The following is a 16,849-nucleotide window of genomic DNA, read 5'->3' as shown; positions in this document are numbered from 1 at the left end:
GCAGCCTCGCGGAGGCATGCAGGTCCGGCCCCTTGGCGCATGCGCCTTCCAGCTGGTCGAACTGACCTCGAAGGGACGACCCCCATTTTTCGTTGGTCCCAATCGACTTATATGTTAGGAAAAACTAATTCCTCGTAGGGGTGGCGGGTAGCAGCGCATAAGCTGCGTCGGCCATGGCTGGAACCCGGCCGACGAGGCGCATGGACGGCGGAGGATAAGATGTTGGCATGTCATCTTGCCAGAGGCGGCGGTTGAGCATGGGCTCGACGGGTGAGCCTTGGCGCGTCGGCGTCCTCTTCTCGCAATCCGGAGACACCGGCGCGATCGAGGAGACCCAGCTCAAGGGCACGATGCTGGGCATCGCCGAAATCAACGCGGCGGGCGGCATCAATGGTCGCGAGATCGTGCCGATCATCTACGATCCGACATCCAGCACCGAACTCTATTCCCATTATGCGCGGAAGCTTTTGATCGAGGATCGCGTCACGACGATCTTCGGTTGCTACACTTCGACAAGCCGCAAGGCGGTGCTGCCACTGGTGGAGCGGGTCAACGCATTGCTGTGGTACCCGACGCGCTACGAGGGCTTCGAGTTCTCGCCCAACATCATCTACACCGGGTCGTCGCCCAACCAGAACACGATCGAACTGATCAACTACCTGCTCACGACCCACGGCAACCGATTCTACCTGCTGGGCACCGACTATTGTTATCCCCGGCGAACCAACCGGATCGTGCGCGATCTGGTGTGCGGCCAAGGCGGCACCATCGTCGGCGAGGAATATTTGAGTTTCGGTGCCAGCCCGAACGATATTCGCCCGATCATCCGCGACCTTCGCAACAACAAACCCGACGTCATCTTTTCGACGGTCGTCGGCCAGGCGATCTCTCACTTCTACCAGGCCTACACCGACGCCGGTTTCACCCCCGACAACATGCCCATCGGCAGCTTGAACACCTGCGAGGCGGAGTTGCGGCTCATGGGAACAGACGTCGGGGCCGGGCACATCACCGCTGCGACCTATTTCGAGAGCGTGGAGAATGACGAGAACGACCGTTTCGTTCGTCTCTTCAAGCAGCGTTTTGGCGAGGATGAATCGACCAACATGTGCGCCGAGGCGGCATACTTCCAGGTTCACCTCTTCGCCCAGGCCGTCGCCGAGACCAACAGCATGGATACCGACACCTTGCGCCCGGCGGTGCTCGGCCGGGAGATCGCAGCCCCTCAGGGGCGGATCGGCATCGACTACAAGAACAGCCACGCCGAACTCTGGACGCGGATCGGCAAGGCTGACGATCGCGGCCGTTTCGATATCCTGCGGGAATCGATGGTCGCACTGCGGCCCGACCCATTTCTGGTGACATGAAGGTGACCGACTTGCCTGAGAGCTGCGCAAACGAGGATCGGTCATGAGCGGCCCGCCCACTCGGAGTTCCCCTGGCGCAGGTGCCGACGGTTCGCAGCGTGCAAGCGGTGCGCAACCAAGGGCTACACGCGGATCGGGAGGCGTGCAGGCGGAATTGCGCCAGTCGACGGTGCTTCTTGTGCATCCGCGCGACGGCCAGGGCGATGCCGTCCTGCGTGAGGTGAGGCGGGTCGGATGCCGCGTGGAGATGACCTGGCCAGCGCCAACGCTGCCGCCGATCGGCTTCGACTTCGCACTGGTGGCAATCGATGCCGAAGTGCTTGCCACGGCGCCGTGGCTTTCCGGAGCGCCGCCGGTGCCCGTCGTGGCGGTCGTGGACGGGGACAAGGGTGTACCGGTCGATGTGCTCAGGCTTTCCAACGCCCAGGCGGTGCTGGTCAAGCCGTGCCAGCCGGCGGCCATACTGTCCAACCTTGCTCTGGCGCGCAACATATTCAGCTACGAGCGGCGGCTGCTGAACAAGGTGGCGAAGCTCGAGGAGACGCTGCATGCCTCACGCCAGATCGAGCAGGCCAAGCTCATCTTGATGACGCAGAAGAAGCTGCGCGCCAACGAGGCGTACGACTATCTGCGACGGCAAGCCATGACCAAGCAGATGTCGGTTGCGGCAATTTCTGCGGCCCTGGTTGACGCCTACGGATTGATGGAATAACATCTAAATGTTCGTGAGGCCTTTGGGTCTTCGATGGCTCCAAGCGAGCCGACTTTCGCAGCAAAAGCGCTGCGCTCCATAGAGGATCAAGATTGACCTCGCGCAAACTCAGGTTTCTGAGTGCGCGGGGTTTTTGCGTTTTTCTACCAACTGCGGATCGCACTGGAGAAAACACGCCAAGAGTTCTGAGGTAGACAGCAACTGACCCTGATGGGTCGGGACGAATACTTATTGCCTGAGCAGAACTATCACCACGGCCGGCCTGAGAAGGGCGGCCGAACCCTGGACTATTGCCAAATGCAGGAGGTAGCTATGGCGCAGTGGAAGCTAGACAAGGAAGTTGACTATGAAGTCTTCGAGCTTGGAGACCTTAAACTCCAGAAAGGGATGACCCTTCCTGACGCCAAGCTGGCATACAAGACGTTTGGCAGGCTGAACGCCGACAAGAGCAATGTCATCGTCCTGCTGACCTACATGGCCTCCACTCACTACGACAACCAGTGGGTCATCCGGGAAGGCGGCGCGCTCGACCCGAGCAAGTATTTCATCGTCATCCCCAACGTCTTCGGCAATGGTCTGTCGTCCTCGCCGAGCAACACGCCGGCGCCCTACAACAAGGCGCGCTTCCCGCATGTCACCTACTACGACAACATCAAGGCGCAGCATCGCCTGCTGACCGAGAAGTTCGGCATTACCAAGATCAAGATGGTCACTGGCTGGTCGATGGCCGCGGCGCAGACGTTCCATTGGGCGGCGCTCTATCCCGATATGGTCGAGACGATCTGCCCGACTGCCGGCTCGGCGAAGACGGCAAAGCATAACCATGTGATGCTTGAGGGCGTGAAAGCTGCGCTGACGGCCGACGATGCCTTCAAGGACGGCTGGTATGACGAGCAGCCCTTCAAAGGCCTGCGCGCCATGGGGCGTGTCTACGCGGGCTGGGGCTTCTCGCAGGAATTCTTCCGCAAGGAGGAATATCTCGAGCTCGGCTACGCTTCCGTCGAGGATTTCATCGTCGGCTATTGGGAGCAGTGGTTCAACCTGCGCGACGCCAACAACATGGTCGCGATGATCCGCACCTGGCAGTCCGGCGACATCAGCGACAACGAGCTCTACAACGGCGACTTCCGCAAGGCGCTCGGCGCCATCAAGGCCAAGGCGATCGTCATGCCTGGCGACTGCGACCTCTACTTTCCGCCGGAGGACAGCGCGTTCGAGGTCGAACACATGCCGAATGCGGAACTTCGCCCCTTCCGCTCGAGCCATGGACACTTCGCCGGCGGATCCGGCCTCAGGAAGGCGGATGTGAAGTTCCTCGACGAGGCTTGGCGGGAGCTACTGGCGAGCTGAGCCGCAACGCCTTTCTTTTCCGAACATGAACTTGGACCGGGCCTATCCGCGCGGATAGGCCTCAAAGCAAAGGGGAACGCAAATGATAATAAATTCAAGCGTCAATCGCCGGTCATTTCTGAAGACGACGGCTACCGCCGCAGCAAGCCTCGGCCTGATCGGCGCCGGGGGCCGCGCTTTCGCGCAAGAGGATACGATCAAGATCGCCAGCCTGCTCGATCTTTCCGGAGGTCTCGATGCGGCCGGAAAGCCGATGCAGGATGCCATCACCTTCGCCGTCGAAGAGATCAACCAGGCAGGCGGGCTCCTGGGCAAGCAAATCAGCCTGGTCACCTACGACACCCAGACCGACATGCGGCTCTATCCGCAGTATGCTCAGCAGGCAGCCTTGAAGGACAAGGTGTCTGCCGTGTTTGGAGGCATTACGTCCGCCTCCCGCGAGGTGATGCGGCCGGTACTCCGGCGGCTCAATACGCTTTACTTCTACAACACCCAATACGAAGGCGGCGTCTGCGACCGCAACATCTTCTGCACCGGCATCACACCAGCGCAGAAACAATCCAAGCATGTGCCCTATGCGATGAATAAATGGGGCAAGAAGATCTACACGCTGGCCGCCGACTACAATTACGGCCAGATCACCGCGGCGTGGACGCGGAAATATTGCACTGAAAACGGTGGCCAGATCGTCGGCGAGGATTTCTTCCCGCTCGACGTCACTAACTTCGGATCGACGATCCAGAAGATCCAGGAAGCCAAGCCGGACTTCCTCTACCTCGTCCTGGTCGGCGGCGCGCATCAATCGTTCTACCGCCAGTGGGCCGCTGCCGGCATGAACAAGCAGATCCCGATGGCGTCGACGACGATGACCATCGGTGGCGAGCAGATGGTGCTTTCGCCCGAGGAAACCAACGGCATCCTGTTGTGCTTCAATTATTTCGAGACGCTCGACACGCCGGCCAACAAGGCCTTCCTGGAGCGCTTCCATAAACGCTTCGGTGCCGACTACCCGTATGTGACCGAATTGGCGATGGCCACCTACCAGTCCGTCTACCTGTGGGCGGAAGGGGTCAAGCGGGCGGGCACCGCCGAACGCATGCCGGTGATCGAGGCACTCGAGTCTGGCATCAGCCTCGACCTGCCCAGCGGCAAGTTCTCGATCGATCCGCAGACGCATCACTGCGTCATGGACATCAACATCGGCCAGATCCAGGACCGCAAGATCAACATCCTGGAGAGCTTTCCGCAGCAGCAGCCGCTCGACACGTCAGGCGTCTGCGATCTCAAGAAGAACCCCGACGACAACTCGATGTACGTCATCAAGGTCTGAATGATCCGAAAGGTTGCGGGTCGTTCGGTCGCACTGGAGCGAACGACCACGCAGCGATCCAGGAGGCTGTGCCGGTTATGGACCTGCTCGTAGTACTTTCCTTTGAGGCTCTCAAAGCCGTTGCAAGCCTGGCGCTGATCAGCGTCGGACTTGCCATCATTTTCGGCATGATGCGGGTGATCAACCTCGCGCATGGCGAATTCCTCATGCTCGGCGGCTATGCCGCGATCGTCGCGACCAAGGCGGGCGTCAACATCTGGGTCGCAACGCTTCTGGTCAGTCCCCTTGTGGTGGGGTTGTTCGGTGTGGTCATCGAGCGGACGATCATCCGCTTCCTCTATGGCCGGCCGCGCGACACCATGCTTGCGACCTGGGGGCTGAGCCTTTTCCTGGTCGGCCTGGCGACGACCGTTTTCGGCAATACCACCGAGGGTATTTCGGCACCGGCAGGGTCGCTGCAGATCGGCGACTACCGCATCGCCGCCTACTCGCTGATCATCATCGTCATCGCAATCGCCGTGTTCGCCGCGATCTGGGCTGTCTTCCGCTTCACGCGCTATGGGCTGATCGCCCGCAGCACGATGCAGAATGCCGACATGGCCGCAGCCCTGGGCGTCAATCCATCGCGCGTCTATGCCGTCACATTCGGTGTCGGCGCCGGCCTGGCCGGCCTTGCCGGCGGCGTCATGGCGCCGATCACGGGCATCGTACCGACGATCGGCGCGGCCTATGTCGCCAAGGCATTCATCACCGTCATCGGTGGTGGCCCGGCTATCCTTGCGGGCACGGTTTCGGCCTCGGTGCTGTTCGGAGCGATCGACCAGATCATCACATATCTTTCGACCCCGGTTATCGGCGAGGTGGCCCTTCTTGCCGCTGCCGTCGTGCTGCTGCGGTTCATGCCGCAAGGCATCACCGGACGTTTCTTCAGGAGGGCGGCATGACCGCGAATTGGCAAGGAAACGGCGGACTGGTTGCCGCCACGGTGTTGGGGCTGGTGCTGTTGCTGGCACTGCCGCAGATCGTCGACCCGGTCATGATGATCGAGCTGACGTCCTATGTGATCATGGCCATCCTGGCGCTCAGCCTCGGGCTGATCTGGGGCTATGGCGGTATCTTGTGCTTCGGCCAGTCGGCGTTCTTCGGCATCGGCGCTTATGCCTACGCCATCGCCGTCATCAATTTCGGCGACAGCACGATTCCGCTGCTGCTCTCGATCGTCGTTCCCGGGCTGTTTGCGGCATTGCTCGGCTACTTCCTGTTCTACGCGCGCATCACCGATGTCTATTTCGGCGTCATCACGCTGACGGTGACATTGATCCTCTACAAGGTCATGGGCGCGACTTCCGGTTCCCAGTATGTCATCGGCGCCGCCCCCTTGGGTGGCTACAACGGCATCCCGGCTGTTCCGCCCCTGAACCTTCCGGGCAGGCCCGACGTCGCGCTCTCCTTTGACGGCCTGTTCTATCTGTCCGGCCTCACACTGCTGGCGGTCTATGTCGGCTTGCGGCTGATGCTGAAGAGCCGCTTCGGACAGGTCGTCGTTGCCATCCGCGAAAACGAACGCCGCGCCGAACTGCTCGGCTATGACGCACGTTTCTACAAGCTGGCGACCTTCGCGATTGGCGGCGCCATCGCTGGCCTGGCCGGTTGCCTGTTCGCCAACTGGGGCATGTTCATCAGCCCCGATGTCTTCGGGCTGGCGCAGTCGGCGCAGGTCATCATCTGGGTGATCGTCGGCGGCACCGGTACGCTGCTCGGCCCCATCGTCGGCTGCTTCGCCATCCAGTGGATCGCCACGAAGCTCGGCGCCCAGCAACTGCTCAATGCCAACCTGGTGCTCGGTACGATCCTGATCGGCTTTGTCCTGCTGGTGCCGAAGGGTGTCGTGCCGACAGTCAGTGACGCTCTTCGGCGGTTGAAATTCCGCCCCTACGTCGCTCCGCTGGTCGAGCAGAGGAGAGTGCCATGACTTCGCCCGATTGCATCCTCGAGACCCGAGGCCTCGAAAAACGCTTTGGCGGCGTCGTTGCCATCGCCAGCGTCGACTTCAGCCTGAAGCAGCGTGAGCTGCGCTGCCTGATCGGTCCCAATGGGGCCGGCAAAAGCACCTTCTTCAAGATGCTGACGGCACAGCTCAAGCCGACGACCGGCCAGATATTGTTCGATGGCGTCGACATCACCCGAGCCCAGCCGCATCAGGTCAGCCGGTTGGGCATCGGCATCAAGAACCAGGTGCCCGACGTCTTCAACAACCTGACGGTTGCCGAAAACATCTCCGTTGCCGCCCGTTCTCGCCATGGCAAGGCGCGCGCCGCGGCCAAGGGCAAGGACGTCATGGAGCGGCTGGGCCTGACCGCCCTGACAGGCAGGCTGGTCGGCGAACTGGCCCACGGCCAGCGCCAATGGGTCGAGCTCGCCATGGTGGTGGCGCTCGAGCCCAAGCTGATCCTGCTGGACGAACCGGCGGCCGGAATGACGGCGGACGAGACCAACAAGACAGCTGAACTCATCCGCGAGGTCAACAAGTCGGCGGCCATCGTCGTCGTCGAGCACGACATGCAGTTCATCAAGCAGATCGCGCAAACGGTGACCGTGTTCCACCAGGGGCGCGTTCTCATCGAGGACACGATGGACAAGGTTCAGGGCAACGAACTGGTCCGCGAAGTCTATCTGGGGAAATCCGAAGATGATTGAGGTCAAGAACCTGCACTCCGGCTACGGTCGGATCCCGATCCTGCACGGCATCAATTTCACGATGAAGCCGGGCGAGGTCGTCGGCATCCTGGGCCACAACGGCATGGGCAAGACCACGCTGTTGCGCACGCTCGTCGGCCAGATCAAGACGACGCAAGGGCGCATCGAGTTCGACGGCCGCGACGTCACGTCTGCCAGCTCGTCCGAGCGGGCTCGCGCCGGCATCGGCTACGTGCCGCAGGGCCGCGACATCTTCCCGCTGCTTTCGGTCATGGAGAACCTGAAGATGGGGGAGATCATGCGCGATGGCGCAAGCGCCATACCCGAGATGCTCGGGCATTTCCCGGTGCTGAAGGATCTGCTCGAGCGGCCCGGCCGCGGGCTGTCAGGTGGACAGCAACAGATACTGGCGCTGGCTCGCTGCCTTGCCGGGCGTCCGAAGCTGGTGCTGCTCGACGAGCCGACTGAAGGCATACAGCCGTCGATCGTCGATCTCATCGCTGAAAAGCTCGGCGAACTGAAAGTTACGCTGGGCCTGGGCATCATCCTGGTCGAACAGGACATCCGCTTCATCCGCCAGTTGGCCGATCGTGTGCTGATCATCCAGAAGGGCGCGTTCGTTGCCGAGATTTCGCCAGACCAGCTCTACGACAGGGAAATCGTCGACGCCCATCTGGGGATCTGACCCGGGACCCGGCTGCGAATTTGCCACGGGATCCAGAACGTGCGGCCAACTGCTCCAGGGGGATGTCGAATGTTGAAGCTGAATTCCATTGTCGGATTGGCGGCTGACCAGCAGTTGAGCGCCCGGCTCCATCTGCTGGATCACGAAGGCCGTGTCGAGTTCATCATGCTCGACACCGCCGAAATTGCCCGACGGCGCCTGTCGGTGACAACAGACCGAGGCACGCTCTGCGCGATCTCCCTGCCGCGCACGCAGCGGCTTGTCGACGGCGCGGTGCTGTTGCTCGAGGACAAGCGCGCCATCGTCGTCCGGGCGGAGCCTGAGAGGTGGCTGATCTTCAAGGCGGTCGATGCCGCGGCGGGAATCGAGCTCGGATACTGCGCCGGCAACATGCATTGGCCGGTGCGTTTCGAAGGCGACCATCTCTACGTCGTCGGCGAACTTGGATCCGGCCACGTTCTGGACCGCCTCAACCATGTGCTCGGCCGTGGCGACGTTGTTTTCCTCGGCGAAGACAAATGATGGTCAGCCTGCGAGGAAATGCGGGTGGATTGCGCCCTGGGACATCTGTTCTCGCGCGCGACACCAGCCGCGCCCGCGCAAAGGTTGCCGTGCCAATTCGCAAAGAAGGATTGCGGCGGTTCGATAAGTGCTTGAACAGCATGGTGATCCCGACAGGAATCGAACCTGTGACCTACAGATTAGGAATCTGCCGCTCTATCCTACTGAGCTACGGGACCACTCGGCTGCACACATAGCGGCTTCCGGCGGATTCGCCAACGGTTTTTGCCGAACATCAGCGGCAGCGGCAAAACCTCTGTCGCGCCGTTGCCGCCTCCGATTTTCGTCAGGCGGCGAGCGCCGTCTCGGCCAGCCGCACCCAGTAGCTGACACCGTGGGGGATGACCTCGTCGTTGAAGTCGTAGGCGGGGTGATGCAGGTTGGCGCTGTCGCCGTTGCCGATGAAGATGAAGGCGCCAGGGCGTGCTTCCAGCATGTAGGAAAAGTCCTCGCCGCCCATCAGCGGCTGGATCGCCCGGTGCACCTGCGGCTCGCCGGCCACTGTTGCGGCGACATCGCCGGCAAACACCGTCTCTTCGGGGTGGTTGACGGTGACGGGGTAGTTGGCGTCGTAGTCGAGCTTGATCTCGGTGCCTGTCGTCTCGGCCACACCGCGGCAGATCGCGTTCATGCGCGCTTCGGCGAGCTTGGCCACTTCCTTCTTCAGCGTGCGCACCGTGCCGGCGAGCATCGCGTGCTCGGGAATGACGTTATAGGCAGAGCCGGCGATGAACTTGGTCACCGAAACGACGATCGCCTCGGCCGGGTCGGTCGAGCGCGAGGCGATGGTCTGCAGCGCCGCGACCAGCTGGCTGCCGGCGACGATGGGGTCGATGGCGCGGTGCGGGATCGCGGCATGGCCGCCCTTGCCGGTGACGGTGATGGTGAATTCGGCGGTCGCCGCCATGATGGCGCCCGGGCGGATGGCGAACTGGCCGACCGGCAGGCTCGGCATGTTGTGCATGCCGAACACCTTCTGGATCGCGAAGCGCTCCATCATGCCGTCCTTGACCATCTCGTTGCCGCCGCCGCCGCCTTCTTCGGCGGGCTGGAAGATGACGGCGACGGAGCCGGCGAAGTTGCGCGTCTCCGCCAGATATTTCGCAGCTCCGAGCAGCATGGCGGTGTGGCCGTCATGGCCGCAGGCATGCATCTTGCCCGGTACCGTCGAGGCATAAGGCTTGCCGGTGATCTCCTCGATCGGCAGCGCATCCATGTCGGCGCGCAGGCCGATCGTGCCGCCTGTGCCAAGGCCGCCCTTGATGATGCCGACGACGCCGGTCTTGCCAAGCCCGGTGACGATTTCGTCGCAGCCGAATTCCTTGAGCTTGCCCACGACGAAGTCGGCGGTCTCGAACACGTCGAAATTCAGCTCCGGCTTCTGGTGCAGGTGGCGGCGCCAGCCGGCGATCTCTTCCTGCATTTCGGCGGCTCGGTTCAGGATCGGCATTTTGGTCTCGACTTCCTGTTTGTTGGACCAAGGGTCCGGATTCGCAATTGTGATCGCGCAAGCTCTGCCATCTTGGCGTCACATACGTTATTTAGCAGCAGCGGCGACGCCGTGGCCATGGTCTTTGGTACCGGCCAGCGCGTTGCCATCCCGGTTTACGGAAATCTTATGGACGGCCGGCTATGGTCGGCAAGAGGCGATTTCGGATTTGATGATGAAGATGCAGTTCGTCAAAAGCATGCTCCTCGGTCTTGCGGCCGCAACCGCGCTGGGCGCCGTCCCGGCTGCCGCCAATCCGGCGATGCTTTTCGATGTCAATTCGGGCGCCGTGATCGAGCATCAGGACGCGTTTCAGCGCTGGCATCCGGCGTCGCTGACCAAGCTGATGACCGCCTACACGGCGTTCCGCGCGGTCCAGGCGGGCGAACTGGCGCTCAATTCGCCGATCCGGATCAGCAAGAAGGCGGCGGCCTTCCCGCCGGCCAAGATGGGTTACAAGCCGGGCTCGGTGCTGACCCTCGACAACGCGCTGAAGATCATCATGGTCAAGTCGGCCAACGACGTCGCGGCTGCCATCGGCGAGAATGTCGGCGGCACGACCGAGGCCTTTGCGGCGCGCATGAACGCCGAGGCGCAGCGCTTGGGCATGTCGGGCAGCCACTGGGTCAACGCCAACGGCCTGCATGATCCCGACCAGTACACGACCGCGCGCGACCTCGCGATCCTGGTGCGGGCAATCCGTCTCGAATATCCGCAATATGCCTCCTATTTCGATATCGAAGGCATCATCGCCGGCAAGGCGAAGCTCAAGAATTTCAATCCGCTGGTCGGGCGCTTTCCGGGCACCGACGGCATGAAGACCGGCTTCGTCTGCGAATCCGGCTTCAACCTGGTCGCTTCGGCCAACCGCGACGGCAGGACGCTCGCCGCGATCGTTCTGGGCGCGACCTCGCCCGACGACCGTGCCGAAGAAGCCGCCAAGCTGCTGCAGAACGGCTTCAGCCGTTCCGGAAGTTCGGTGAGTGTCACCGGGCTGGCGCCCTATGGCGACAGCCGCGACGTGGCGACCAACATGCGCGAAGAGGTCTGCTCGAAAAAGTCCAAGCATGTGGCCTCCGACGGACCTGTGCCGACGGAAGCGGGTGCAGCGCCCGAAAAGGTCTCGATCATTCCCGAAATGACGCGCCCGCGGAACTGGGTGACGGTCAGCCTGGGCGGCGCCACCGGGCCGAAGCCCAAGGCGCTCGGCGGGCGCGACCTTGTCGACTATGCCGACGTGCCGCTGCCGACCTGGCGTCCCGACATGCCGGCGCCCACAGGTGCCGCGCCGCTCGTTTCCGGCAACGTCCAGGCCCGGTCGTGAACCAGCAGGCGGCCTTTCCGATCCCCGTATCGGTGCTGACCGGCTTTCTCGGCGCGGGCAAGACAACGCTGCTCAACCGGCTGCTGAAAGACCCGGAGCTTGCCGACACGGCCGTCATCATCAATGAGTTCGGCGATGTCGCGATCGACCACCTGCTGGTCGAAAAGGCTTCGGACGGCATCATCGAGCTGTCCGACGGTTGCCTGTGCTGCACCGTGCGCGGCGAACTGGTCGATACGCTGGCCGATCTGGTCGACCGCCTGCAGACCGGACGCATCCAGCGTCTTGCACGCGTGGTGATCGAAACCACCGGGCTTGCCGATCCGGTGCCGGTGCTGCAGTCGATCATGGGCCATCCGGCGCTGATCCATGCCTTCCGGCTCGACGGCGTCATTTCACTCGTCGACGCGGTCAACGGCTCGGTGACGCTCGACGCCCATGTCGAGGCGGTCAAGCAGGTGGCGGTCGCCGATCGCATCGTGCTTACCAAGTCCGACCTCGTCGACGACGCCGACTGGCTCGACGCGCTCAAGGCGCGGCTAACCCGCATCAATCCGGGTGCCGAAATCCGCGAAGTGGAAGGTGCTGCCGTGGCTCGCCTGCTGCAATGCGGGCTTTACGATCCCACGACCAAGACCGCCGACGTGCGTCGCTGGCTCGGCGAGGCGGCGGACGGTGACCACCACCATCACCACGACGGCGACGATCATCACCATCATCACGACCACGCGCATCGCCATGATGCCCGCGTCGGGTCGTTTTCGCTGGTCCATGCCGGCGCGCTGCCGTTTTCGACGGTCGAGATGTTCCTCGACCTGCTGCTGTCGACCCAGGGCGACAAGCTTTTGCGTATCAAGGGCATCGTCGAGCTGGCCGAGGACCCGTTGCGGCCGCTGGTCATCCATGGCGTGCAGAAGATGCTGCATCCGCCGGCACGCCTGCCGGCTTGGCCGGATGCGGTTCGCGGCACCCGGCTGGTGCTGATCGGCATCGACTTGCCGCAGGATTATGTCGTGCGGCTGTTTGCGGCCTTCGTCAACAAGCCGGCGATCGACACGCCCGACCGCGAGGCGATGGAAAACAACCCGCTGGCCATCGCCGGCCGGTAGGATCCGGGTCTATCGGCTGCGGCGTGCTTCCTTTGAGCTCGCCCGCCGGCATTTGCTTCCATCTCTTCAATGCCATAGTGGGCTCGCACCTCAGGATGAGGACCGTTGCGTTTGTTCATGCACCGGCGGTTGATCCAACTGCAGCGGATTCACAAAGCGCTTAGCATCTCTGGAGTAGGGCTGGCTGGGTCGACACGGTCCTCATCCTGAGGAACGAGCCCGCAATGCTGTGGCAGAGCCAGTAATTCCCTTGGCGGGCGAGCCTCGAAGGAGGCACTGCAAGTGCCTGAAGCTCAGCCGGCCCGTTCGATCAGGAAGCGATGGCCGCCTTCGACGGCTTTCGTCTCGACAAGCCTGTGCCCGGCGTCCTGGCAGAAGGCGGGAATGTCGATGACTGCGAGCGGGTCGGTGGTTTCGAGCCAGAGCTGGCTGCCGACGGCCATGTCGGCTAGGCGCCGCTTGGCCTTCAGCACGGGCAGGGGGCAATTGAGTCCCCTGAGATCGTAGATGTCGGCGGTTTCGCTCACGCCGTTCAGCTGCCGAACATGCCGAGCAATCTCTTCTTGAGCTTGGCGGCGCCGCCCTCTTCGGCGGGGGCTGCCTGGGCTGCCTGCGCGGGTGCTTCGGTTGCCACGGGCTCGGGGGACGGCACGGTCGCCGTTACCACCGGCTGCTGGGCGGCCAGCTTGGCGGCCTTGGCTGCAGCTGCGGCAGCGACCTTTTCCTCGGCAGCTTTTTTCTTGGCGGCCTCGGCGGCGTCAAGCGCTGCCATGCGGCGGCCTTCCGCCGAGTCGATGCGGCCCATGCGGTCGGTGACGGTCACTGTGCCGTCGTGGTTCAGGGATGGCGGCTCGATCGGCACGCGCTCGCCGCGGGCCCGCTTCTTGGTCCAGTCCGAGACGATGGCCGCTTCCTTGATGCCGGCGATGGTCGGCTTGGGCGCCTCGCCGCCGCTGGCGCTGGCAAAGGCGCTGTCATACTTGGTCTTGTAGGACTGATAGGCCGTCTGCAGCGCCTGCGGCTGGGTGTAGGCAGGGCATGCGCCGGTCGGGTTGAAAGTGGCGCCGCCCTCGGGGATGCGATTGAAGATGTAGCGCTTTTCGCAGACGTCGACCTTCGGCGGCACCTTGGTGATCTCGAAGTGGTCGTAGCCTTCCTTGAGCATCGCCCAGAACTGGTAGTTCGGGTCGCTGCGATAGCGCGCCATGTTGGCGGCGGTCATCCGGAACGGATAGGACTGCACTTGGAACTCGGTCTGGCCGCCCTTGAACGCATCGCGCGCGAAGGCATAGATTTCCTCGATCTGCGCATCGGTCATCGAGAAGCAGCCAGACGACGAGCAGGCGCCGTGAACCATCAGGTTCGAGCCGGTACGGCCGTTGGCGCGGTCATAGGTATTGGGATAGCCGATGTTGAAGGCGAGGTGATAGCTGGAGTTCGGGTTCATCTGCCCCGGACGTACGGTATAGAACCCCTCCGGCGACTGGCGGTCGCCCTCGGTGAACTTCGGGCCGAGCTTGCCGGAGATCTTGCAGATGTCGTAGCTGGCAATCAGGTCGTAGCGGCCATTGGTCTTCTGTTTCCAGACTTCCAGCTTGCCTTCTTCCTTGAACACGCGCGCCAGCACGGGCGAACTGCGGCTCATGCCCTTGGCCGTCATTTCGGCCAGGATCTTGGGCGGCAGCTGCCGGTTGGCATGCTGCGGAACGAAGTCCGTAACGGAGGATTCCGAACAGCCTGCCACTGCGATAGCGGCGAGAAGCAATCCGGCACGTGCGATATTGGCGATCATCGTTGCTAATGTCGTCTCATTTGCGGCCACAGCGCATTCACGCCTTCGGCCGGCCCGTCCTGATACTGCTTCGACCTTAGGGTCGTTAACCTTGAAAAATCCTTACCGCAAGTTCCTGGCCCGTCCCACGCGCGCAAAATCACGGCAAGTTCATTGAACTCGGCGAGGCGGCAATTTTGTGGCGAAACGGTGATGTGGCCCATTCAGGCCACAGTTTACGCAATCAGAGGCTGCGGCCGATGGCCAGGTATTTCTCGCGGCGGTGTTCGCGGAAATCGATGTTCGAGCCGGCAAATTCGCTGAACGTCTTGGCGATCAGGTCGCCGGTGGCCGAAATCACCGCCTCGGCATTGCGGTGCGCGCCGCCAAGCGGTTCGTCGATGATCTGGTCGATGATCTTGAGGCCGAGCAGATCCTGCGCGGTGATCTTCATGTTGGTCGCCGCATCCTTGGAGCGCGTCGTGTCGCGCCACAGGATGGAAGCCGCGCCTTCCGGCGAGATCACCGAATAGATCGCGTGTTCGAGCATGAAGACGCGGTTGGCAGTGGCGATGGCGATCGCACCGCCCGAACCGCCTTCGCCGATGACGACGGCGATCGACGGCACCTTGAGGCCGAGGCAGGCCGAGGTCGAGCGCGCAATGGCTTCGGCCTGGCCGCGCTCCTCGGCGCCGACACCGGGATAGGCGCCTGCCGTGTCGACCAGCATGACGACAGGAATTTTGAAACGGTCGGCCATTTCCATCAGGCGCACGGACTTGCGGTAGCCTTCGGGGCGGACCGAGCCGAAATTGTGCTTGAGGCGGCTCTTGGTGTCGGAACCCTTTTCCTGGCCCAACACCAGCACGGGTTCGCCGCGGAAGCGGGCAAATCCGCCGACCATGGCGGCATCCTCGCCGAAATTGCGGTCGCCGGCGAGAGTGGTGAAATCGGTGAACAGGGCCCTGACGTAGTCGAGGCAATGCGGGCGGTCGGGATGGCGCGCGACCTGGACCTTCTGCCACGGGGTCAGCGCCTTGTAGGCGTCGCGCAGCGCATCGCGCGAGCGCTTCTCAAGCCGCTTGATCTCGTCGCCAACATCGACGGCCTCGCCGTTCTCGGCGAGTTTCTTGAGCTCGAGGATCTTGCCTTCGAGATCTTGGACCGGTTTTTCGAAATCGAGGTAATTGTACATTGGCGAGCGGACTACCACGCTGAAAAGAATAGGCACCGGGGCACGAAAAATGCGGCGCCGCGCCAGTGGAACGTGGCACTCACATAGCGATATGGACCTTAATCGGCAAGCGGGTGATGTTCGTTGACCAGTTTCAACAGCCTTTCTTCGAGCACATGCGTGTAGATTTGCGTGGTCGAGATGTCGGAATGGCCAAGCAATTGCTGCACGGCGCGCAGGTCGGCGCCATTCTGCAGCAGGTGGCTGGCGAAGGCGTGGCGCAGCACATGGGGTGATATTTTTGCCGAGGCGATGCCGGCGCGCGCGGCCAGCGCCTTGAGATCGCGGGCAAAAACCTGGCGGGGCAGGTGGCCGCTGTCCGACGCCGCTGGAAACAGGAACAGGCTTTCCACCAGTTTCGGATCGCGATTCCGTTCTTCCAGCCAACGCCGCATCGCCTCGCGTGCCTTGGCCGACAGCGGCACCATGCGGTCCTTGTCGCCCTTGCCGCGCACCACGAAGAAGCGTTCGTCGCGAAGCGCAACGGTCAGCGGAAGGCTGACAAGTTCCGATACGCGCAGGCCGGTGGCATAGAGCACTTCTACCAGCGCGTGCATCCGCGTTGCGCTAGCCATGTCGTTGCCGGCGGCAGCTTTCGCTTCCGCCGCCGCACGGTCGAGCAATCGTCCGGTCTCGCCCTCGCTCATCGTCTTGGGCAGCGGCCGGTCCTTCTTCGGGCTGTCCAGGATGCCGGTGGGGTCATCGCCGCGCAGCCCTTCGGCATAGAGGAAGCGGAAGAACTGCCTGAGCGCCGACAGCTTGCGGGCCTGCGAGGTGGTGGCGAAGCCGCGGCCGGCGATGTCGTCGAGATAGCCGCGAATGCCGGCGGCGTCTGCGTCGGCCAGGCGGCCGCCGAGATGTTCGGAGGCGTCTTCGAGGTCGCGGCGGTAGCTGGCCAGGGTGTTGTCGGCGGCACCGCGCTCGGCGCTCATCATTTCGAGAAAAGCTTCGATGCGCGCGCCGCTTTTCATTGCTTTGGCGCGAGCTTTTCCGGCGGAATGCGGATGGTGATTTCGGCCTTCTTGGGCTCGACGAACATCACCAGCGCAAACATCGCGCCGTAGCCGATGCCCGCCAGAACGGCGAGCGTGACAAGGAACCGGAAAAGTGTCGGCATCGATGTGTTTGCCCGTCTGTCCTATCCTGTGCCCTTATGGGACGCCGTTCCCTGCAATTCAAGGGTGCTCTTGGCGCCCTGCGCTTGACGCAACGGGGCTTTT

General features: G+C 62.7%; 17 protein-coding genes and 1 tRNA gene. 11 read left to right on the top strand and 7 right to left on the bottom strand.

Annotated features, from left to right (window positions below; all coding sequences use genetic code 11):
• Positions 1–257 precede the first annotated feature (257 nt).
• The 9 genes from WHT83_RS00805 to WHT83_RS00765 all read left to right on the top strand — a co-directional run bounded on the left by WHT83_RS00805 (position 258) and on the right by WHT83_RS00765 (position 8,663).
• Positions 258–1,367: a transporter substrate-binding domain-containing protein gene (locus WHT83_RS00805; protein WP_406872692.1), complete on the top strand. Its 1,110-nt coding sequence runs from the start codon at positions 258–260 to the stop codon at positions 1,365–1,367.
• Positions 1,368–1,509: 142 nt separating this feature from the next.
• A complete protein-coding gene (locus tag WHT83_RS00800) occupies positions 1,510–2,079 on the top strand; it encodes an ANTAR domain-containing response regulator (RefSeq protein ID WP_159091599.1) in 570 nt (189 codons plus the stop codon).
• A gap of 312 nt (positions 2,080–2,391) precedes the next feature.
• Positions 2,392–3,429 carry an alpha/beta fold hydrolase gene (locus WHT83_RS00795; RefSeq protein ID WP_108606767.1) on the top strand — a complete coding sequence of 346 codons (1,038 nt, stop codon included), beginning with the start codon at positions 2,392–2,394 and terminating at the stop codon, positions 3,427–3,429.
• Positions 3,430–3,511: 82 nt separating this feature from the next.
• Entirely contained in the window at positions 3,512–4,759 is a 1,248-nt protein-coding gene (locus WHT83_RS00790; protein WP_406872691.1) for an ABC transporter substrate-binding protein, read from the top strand.
• Between the two features lie 77 nt (positions 4,760–4,836).
• Positions 4,837–5,703 carry a branched-chain amino acid ABC transporter permease gene (locus WHT83_RS00785; RefSeq protein WP_108606769.1) on the top strand — a complete coding sequence of 289 codons (867 nt, stop codon included), beginning with the start codon at positions 4,837–4,839 and terminating at the stop codon, positions 5,701–5,703.
• Positions 5,700–6,731, top strand: a complete 1,032-nt coding sequence (locus WHT83_RS00780) for a branched-chain amino acid ABC transporter permease (protein WP_183262496.1) — start codon at positions 5,700–5,702, stop codon at positions 6,729–6,731. The genes WHT83_RS00785 and WHT83_RS00780 overlap by 4 nt, the downstream gene beginning before the upstream one ends.
• Positions 6,728–7,456 (top strand): ABC transporter ATP-binding protein, encoded by a 729-nt coding sequence (locus tag WHT83_RS00775; RefSeq protein ID WP_108606771.1) that lies wholly within the window; start codon positions 6,728–6,730, stop codon positions 7,454–7,456. The genes WHT83_RS00780 and WHT83_RS00775 overlap by 4 nt, the downstream gene beginning before the upstream one ends.
• Positions 7,449–8,141, top strand: coding sequence for an ABC transporter ATP-binding protein (locus tag WHT83_RS00770; RefSeq protein ID WP_108606772.1), 693 nt, complete (start codon positions 7,449–7,451; stop codon positions 8,139–8,141). The genes WHT83_RS00775 and WHT83_RS00770 overlap by 8 nt, the downstream gene beginning before the upstream one ends.
• A gap of 69 nt (positions 8,142–8,210) precedes the next feature.
• Positions 8,211–8,663, top strand: a complete 453-nt coding sequence (locus WHT83_RS00765; protein ID WP_183262494.1) for an urease accessory protein UreE — start codon at positions 8,211–8,213, stop codon at positions 8,661–8,663.
• Between the two features lie 141 nt (positions 8,664–8,804).
• On the opposite strand, the gene WHT83_RS00760 is transcribed toward WHT83_RS00765, so the two are convergent.
• Positions 8,805–8,881: transfer RNA gene (locus tag WHT83_RS00760), tRNA-Arg, on the bottom strand.
• A gap of 107 nt (positions 8,882–8,988) precedes the next feature.
• Entirely contained in the window at positions 8,989–10,152 is a 1,164-nt protein-coding gene (locus WHT83_RS00755) for a M20 aminoacylase family protein (RefSeq protein ID WP_183262493.1), read from the bottom strand.
• 211 nt (positions 10,153–10,363) lie between these two features.
• Here WHT83_RS00755 and WHT83_RS00750 point away from each other — a divergent pair, with 211 nt between their 5' ends.
• Both WHT83_RS00750 and WHT83_RS00745 read left to right on the top strand, forming a co-directional pair.
• A complete protein-coding gene (locus WHT83_RS00750; RefSeq protein WP_406872690.1) occupies positions 10,364–11,515 on the top strand; it encodes a D-alanyl-D-alanine carboxypeptidase family protein in 1,152 nt (383 codons plus the stop codon).
• Positions 11,512–12,624, top strand: a complete 1,113-nt coding sequence (locus WHT83_RS00745; protein ID WP_406872689.1) for a CobW family GTP-binding protein — start codon at positions 11,512–11,514, stop codon at positions 12,622–12,624. Before WHT83_RS00750 ends, WHT83_RS00745 begins: the two co-directional genes overlap by 4 nt.
• 293 nt (positions 12,625–12,917) lie before the next feature.
• Here the strand turns inward: WHT83_RS00745 and WHT83_RS00740 are convergent, their stop codons facing one another.
• From WHT83_RS00740 to WHT83_RS00720, 5 genes are all read right to left on the bottom strand, one after another.
• Entirely contained in the window at positions 12,918–13,151 is a 234-nt protein-coding gene (locus tag WHT83_RS00740) for a sulfurtransferase TusA family protein (RefSeq protein WP_108606798.1), read from the bottom strand.
• Positions 13,152–13,156: 5 nt separating this feature from the next.
• Positions 13,157–14,416 carry a murein L,D-transpeptidase family protein gene (locus WHT83_RS00735; RefSeq protein ID WP_406872688.1) on the bottom strand — a complete coding sequence of 420 codons (1,260 nt, stop codon included), beginning with the start codon at positions 14,414–14,416 and terminating at the stop codon, positions 13,157–13,159.
• A gap of 223 nt (positions 14,417–14,639) precedes the next feature.
• Entirely contained in the window at positions 14,640–15,590 is a 951-nt protein-coding gene (locus tag WHT83_RS00730) for an acetyl-CoA carboxylase carboxyltransferase subunit alpha (protein WP_108606800.1), read from the bottom strand.
• 98 nt (positions 15,591–15,688) lie between these two features.
• Positions 15,689–16,600, bottom strand: coding sequence for a site-specific tyrosine recombinase XerD (locus WHT83_RS00725; RefSeq protein WP_318763649.1), 912 nt, complete (start codon positions 16,598–16,600; stop codon positions 15,689–15,691).
• Positions 16,597–16,746, bottom strand: a complete 150-nt coding sequence (locus tag WHT83_RS00720) for a hypothetical protein (protein WP_055973301.1) — start codon at positions 16,744–16,746, stop codon at positions 16,597–16,599. Before WHT83_RS00720 ends, WHT83_RS00725 begins: the two co-directional genes overlap by 4 nt.
• Between the last annotated feature and the right edge of the window lie 103 nt (positions 16,747–16,849).

The organism is Aminobacter sp. P9b (genome assembly GCF_045345995.1).
GTDB classification, from domain to species: Bacteria; Pseudomonadota; Alphaproteobacteria; order Rhizobiales; family Rhizobiaceae; genus Aminobacter; species Aminobacter niigataensis.
Note: the sequence above shows the minus strand (reverse complement) of the source record. Positions and strands in the feature narration are given on the sequence as shown.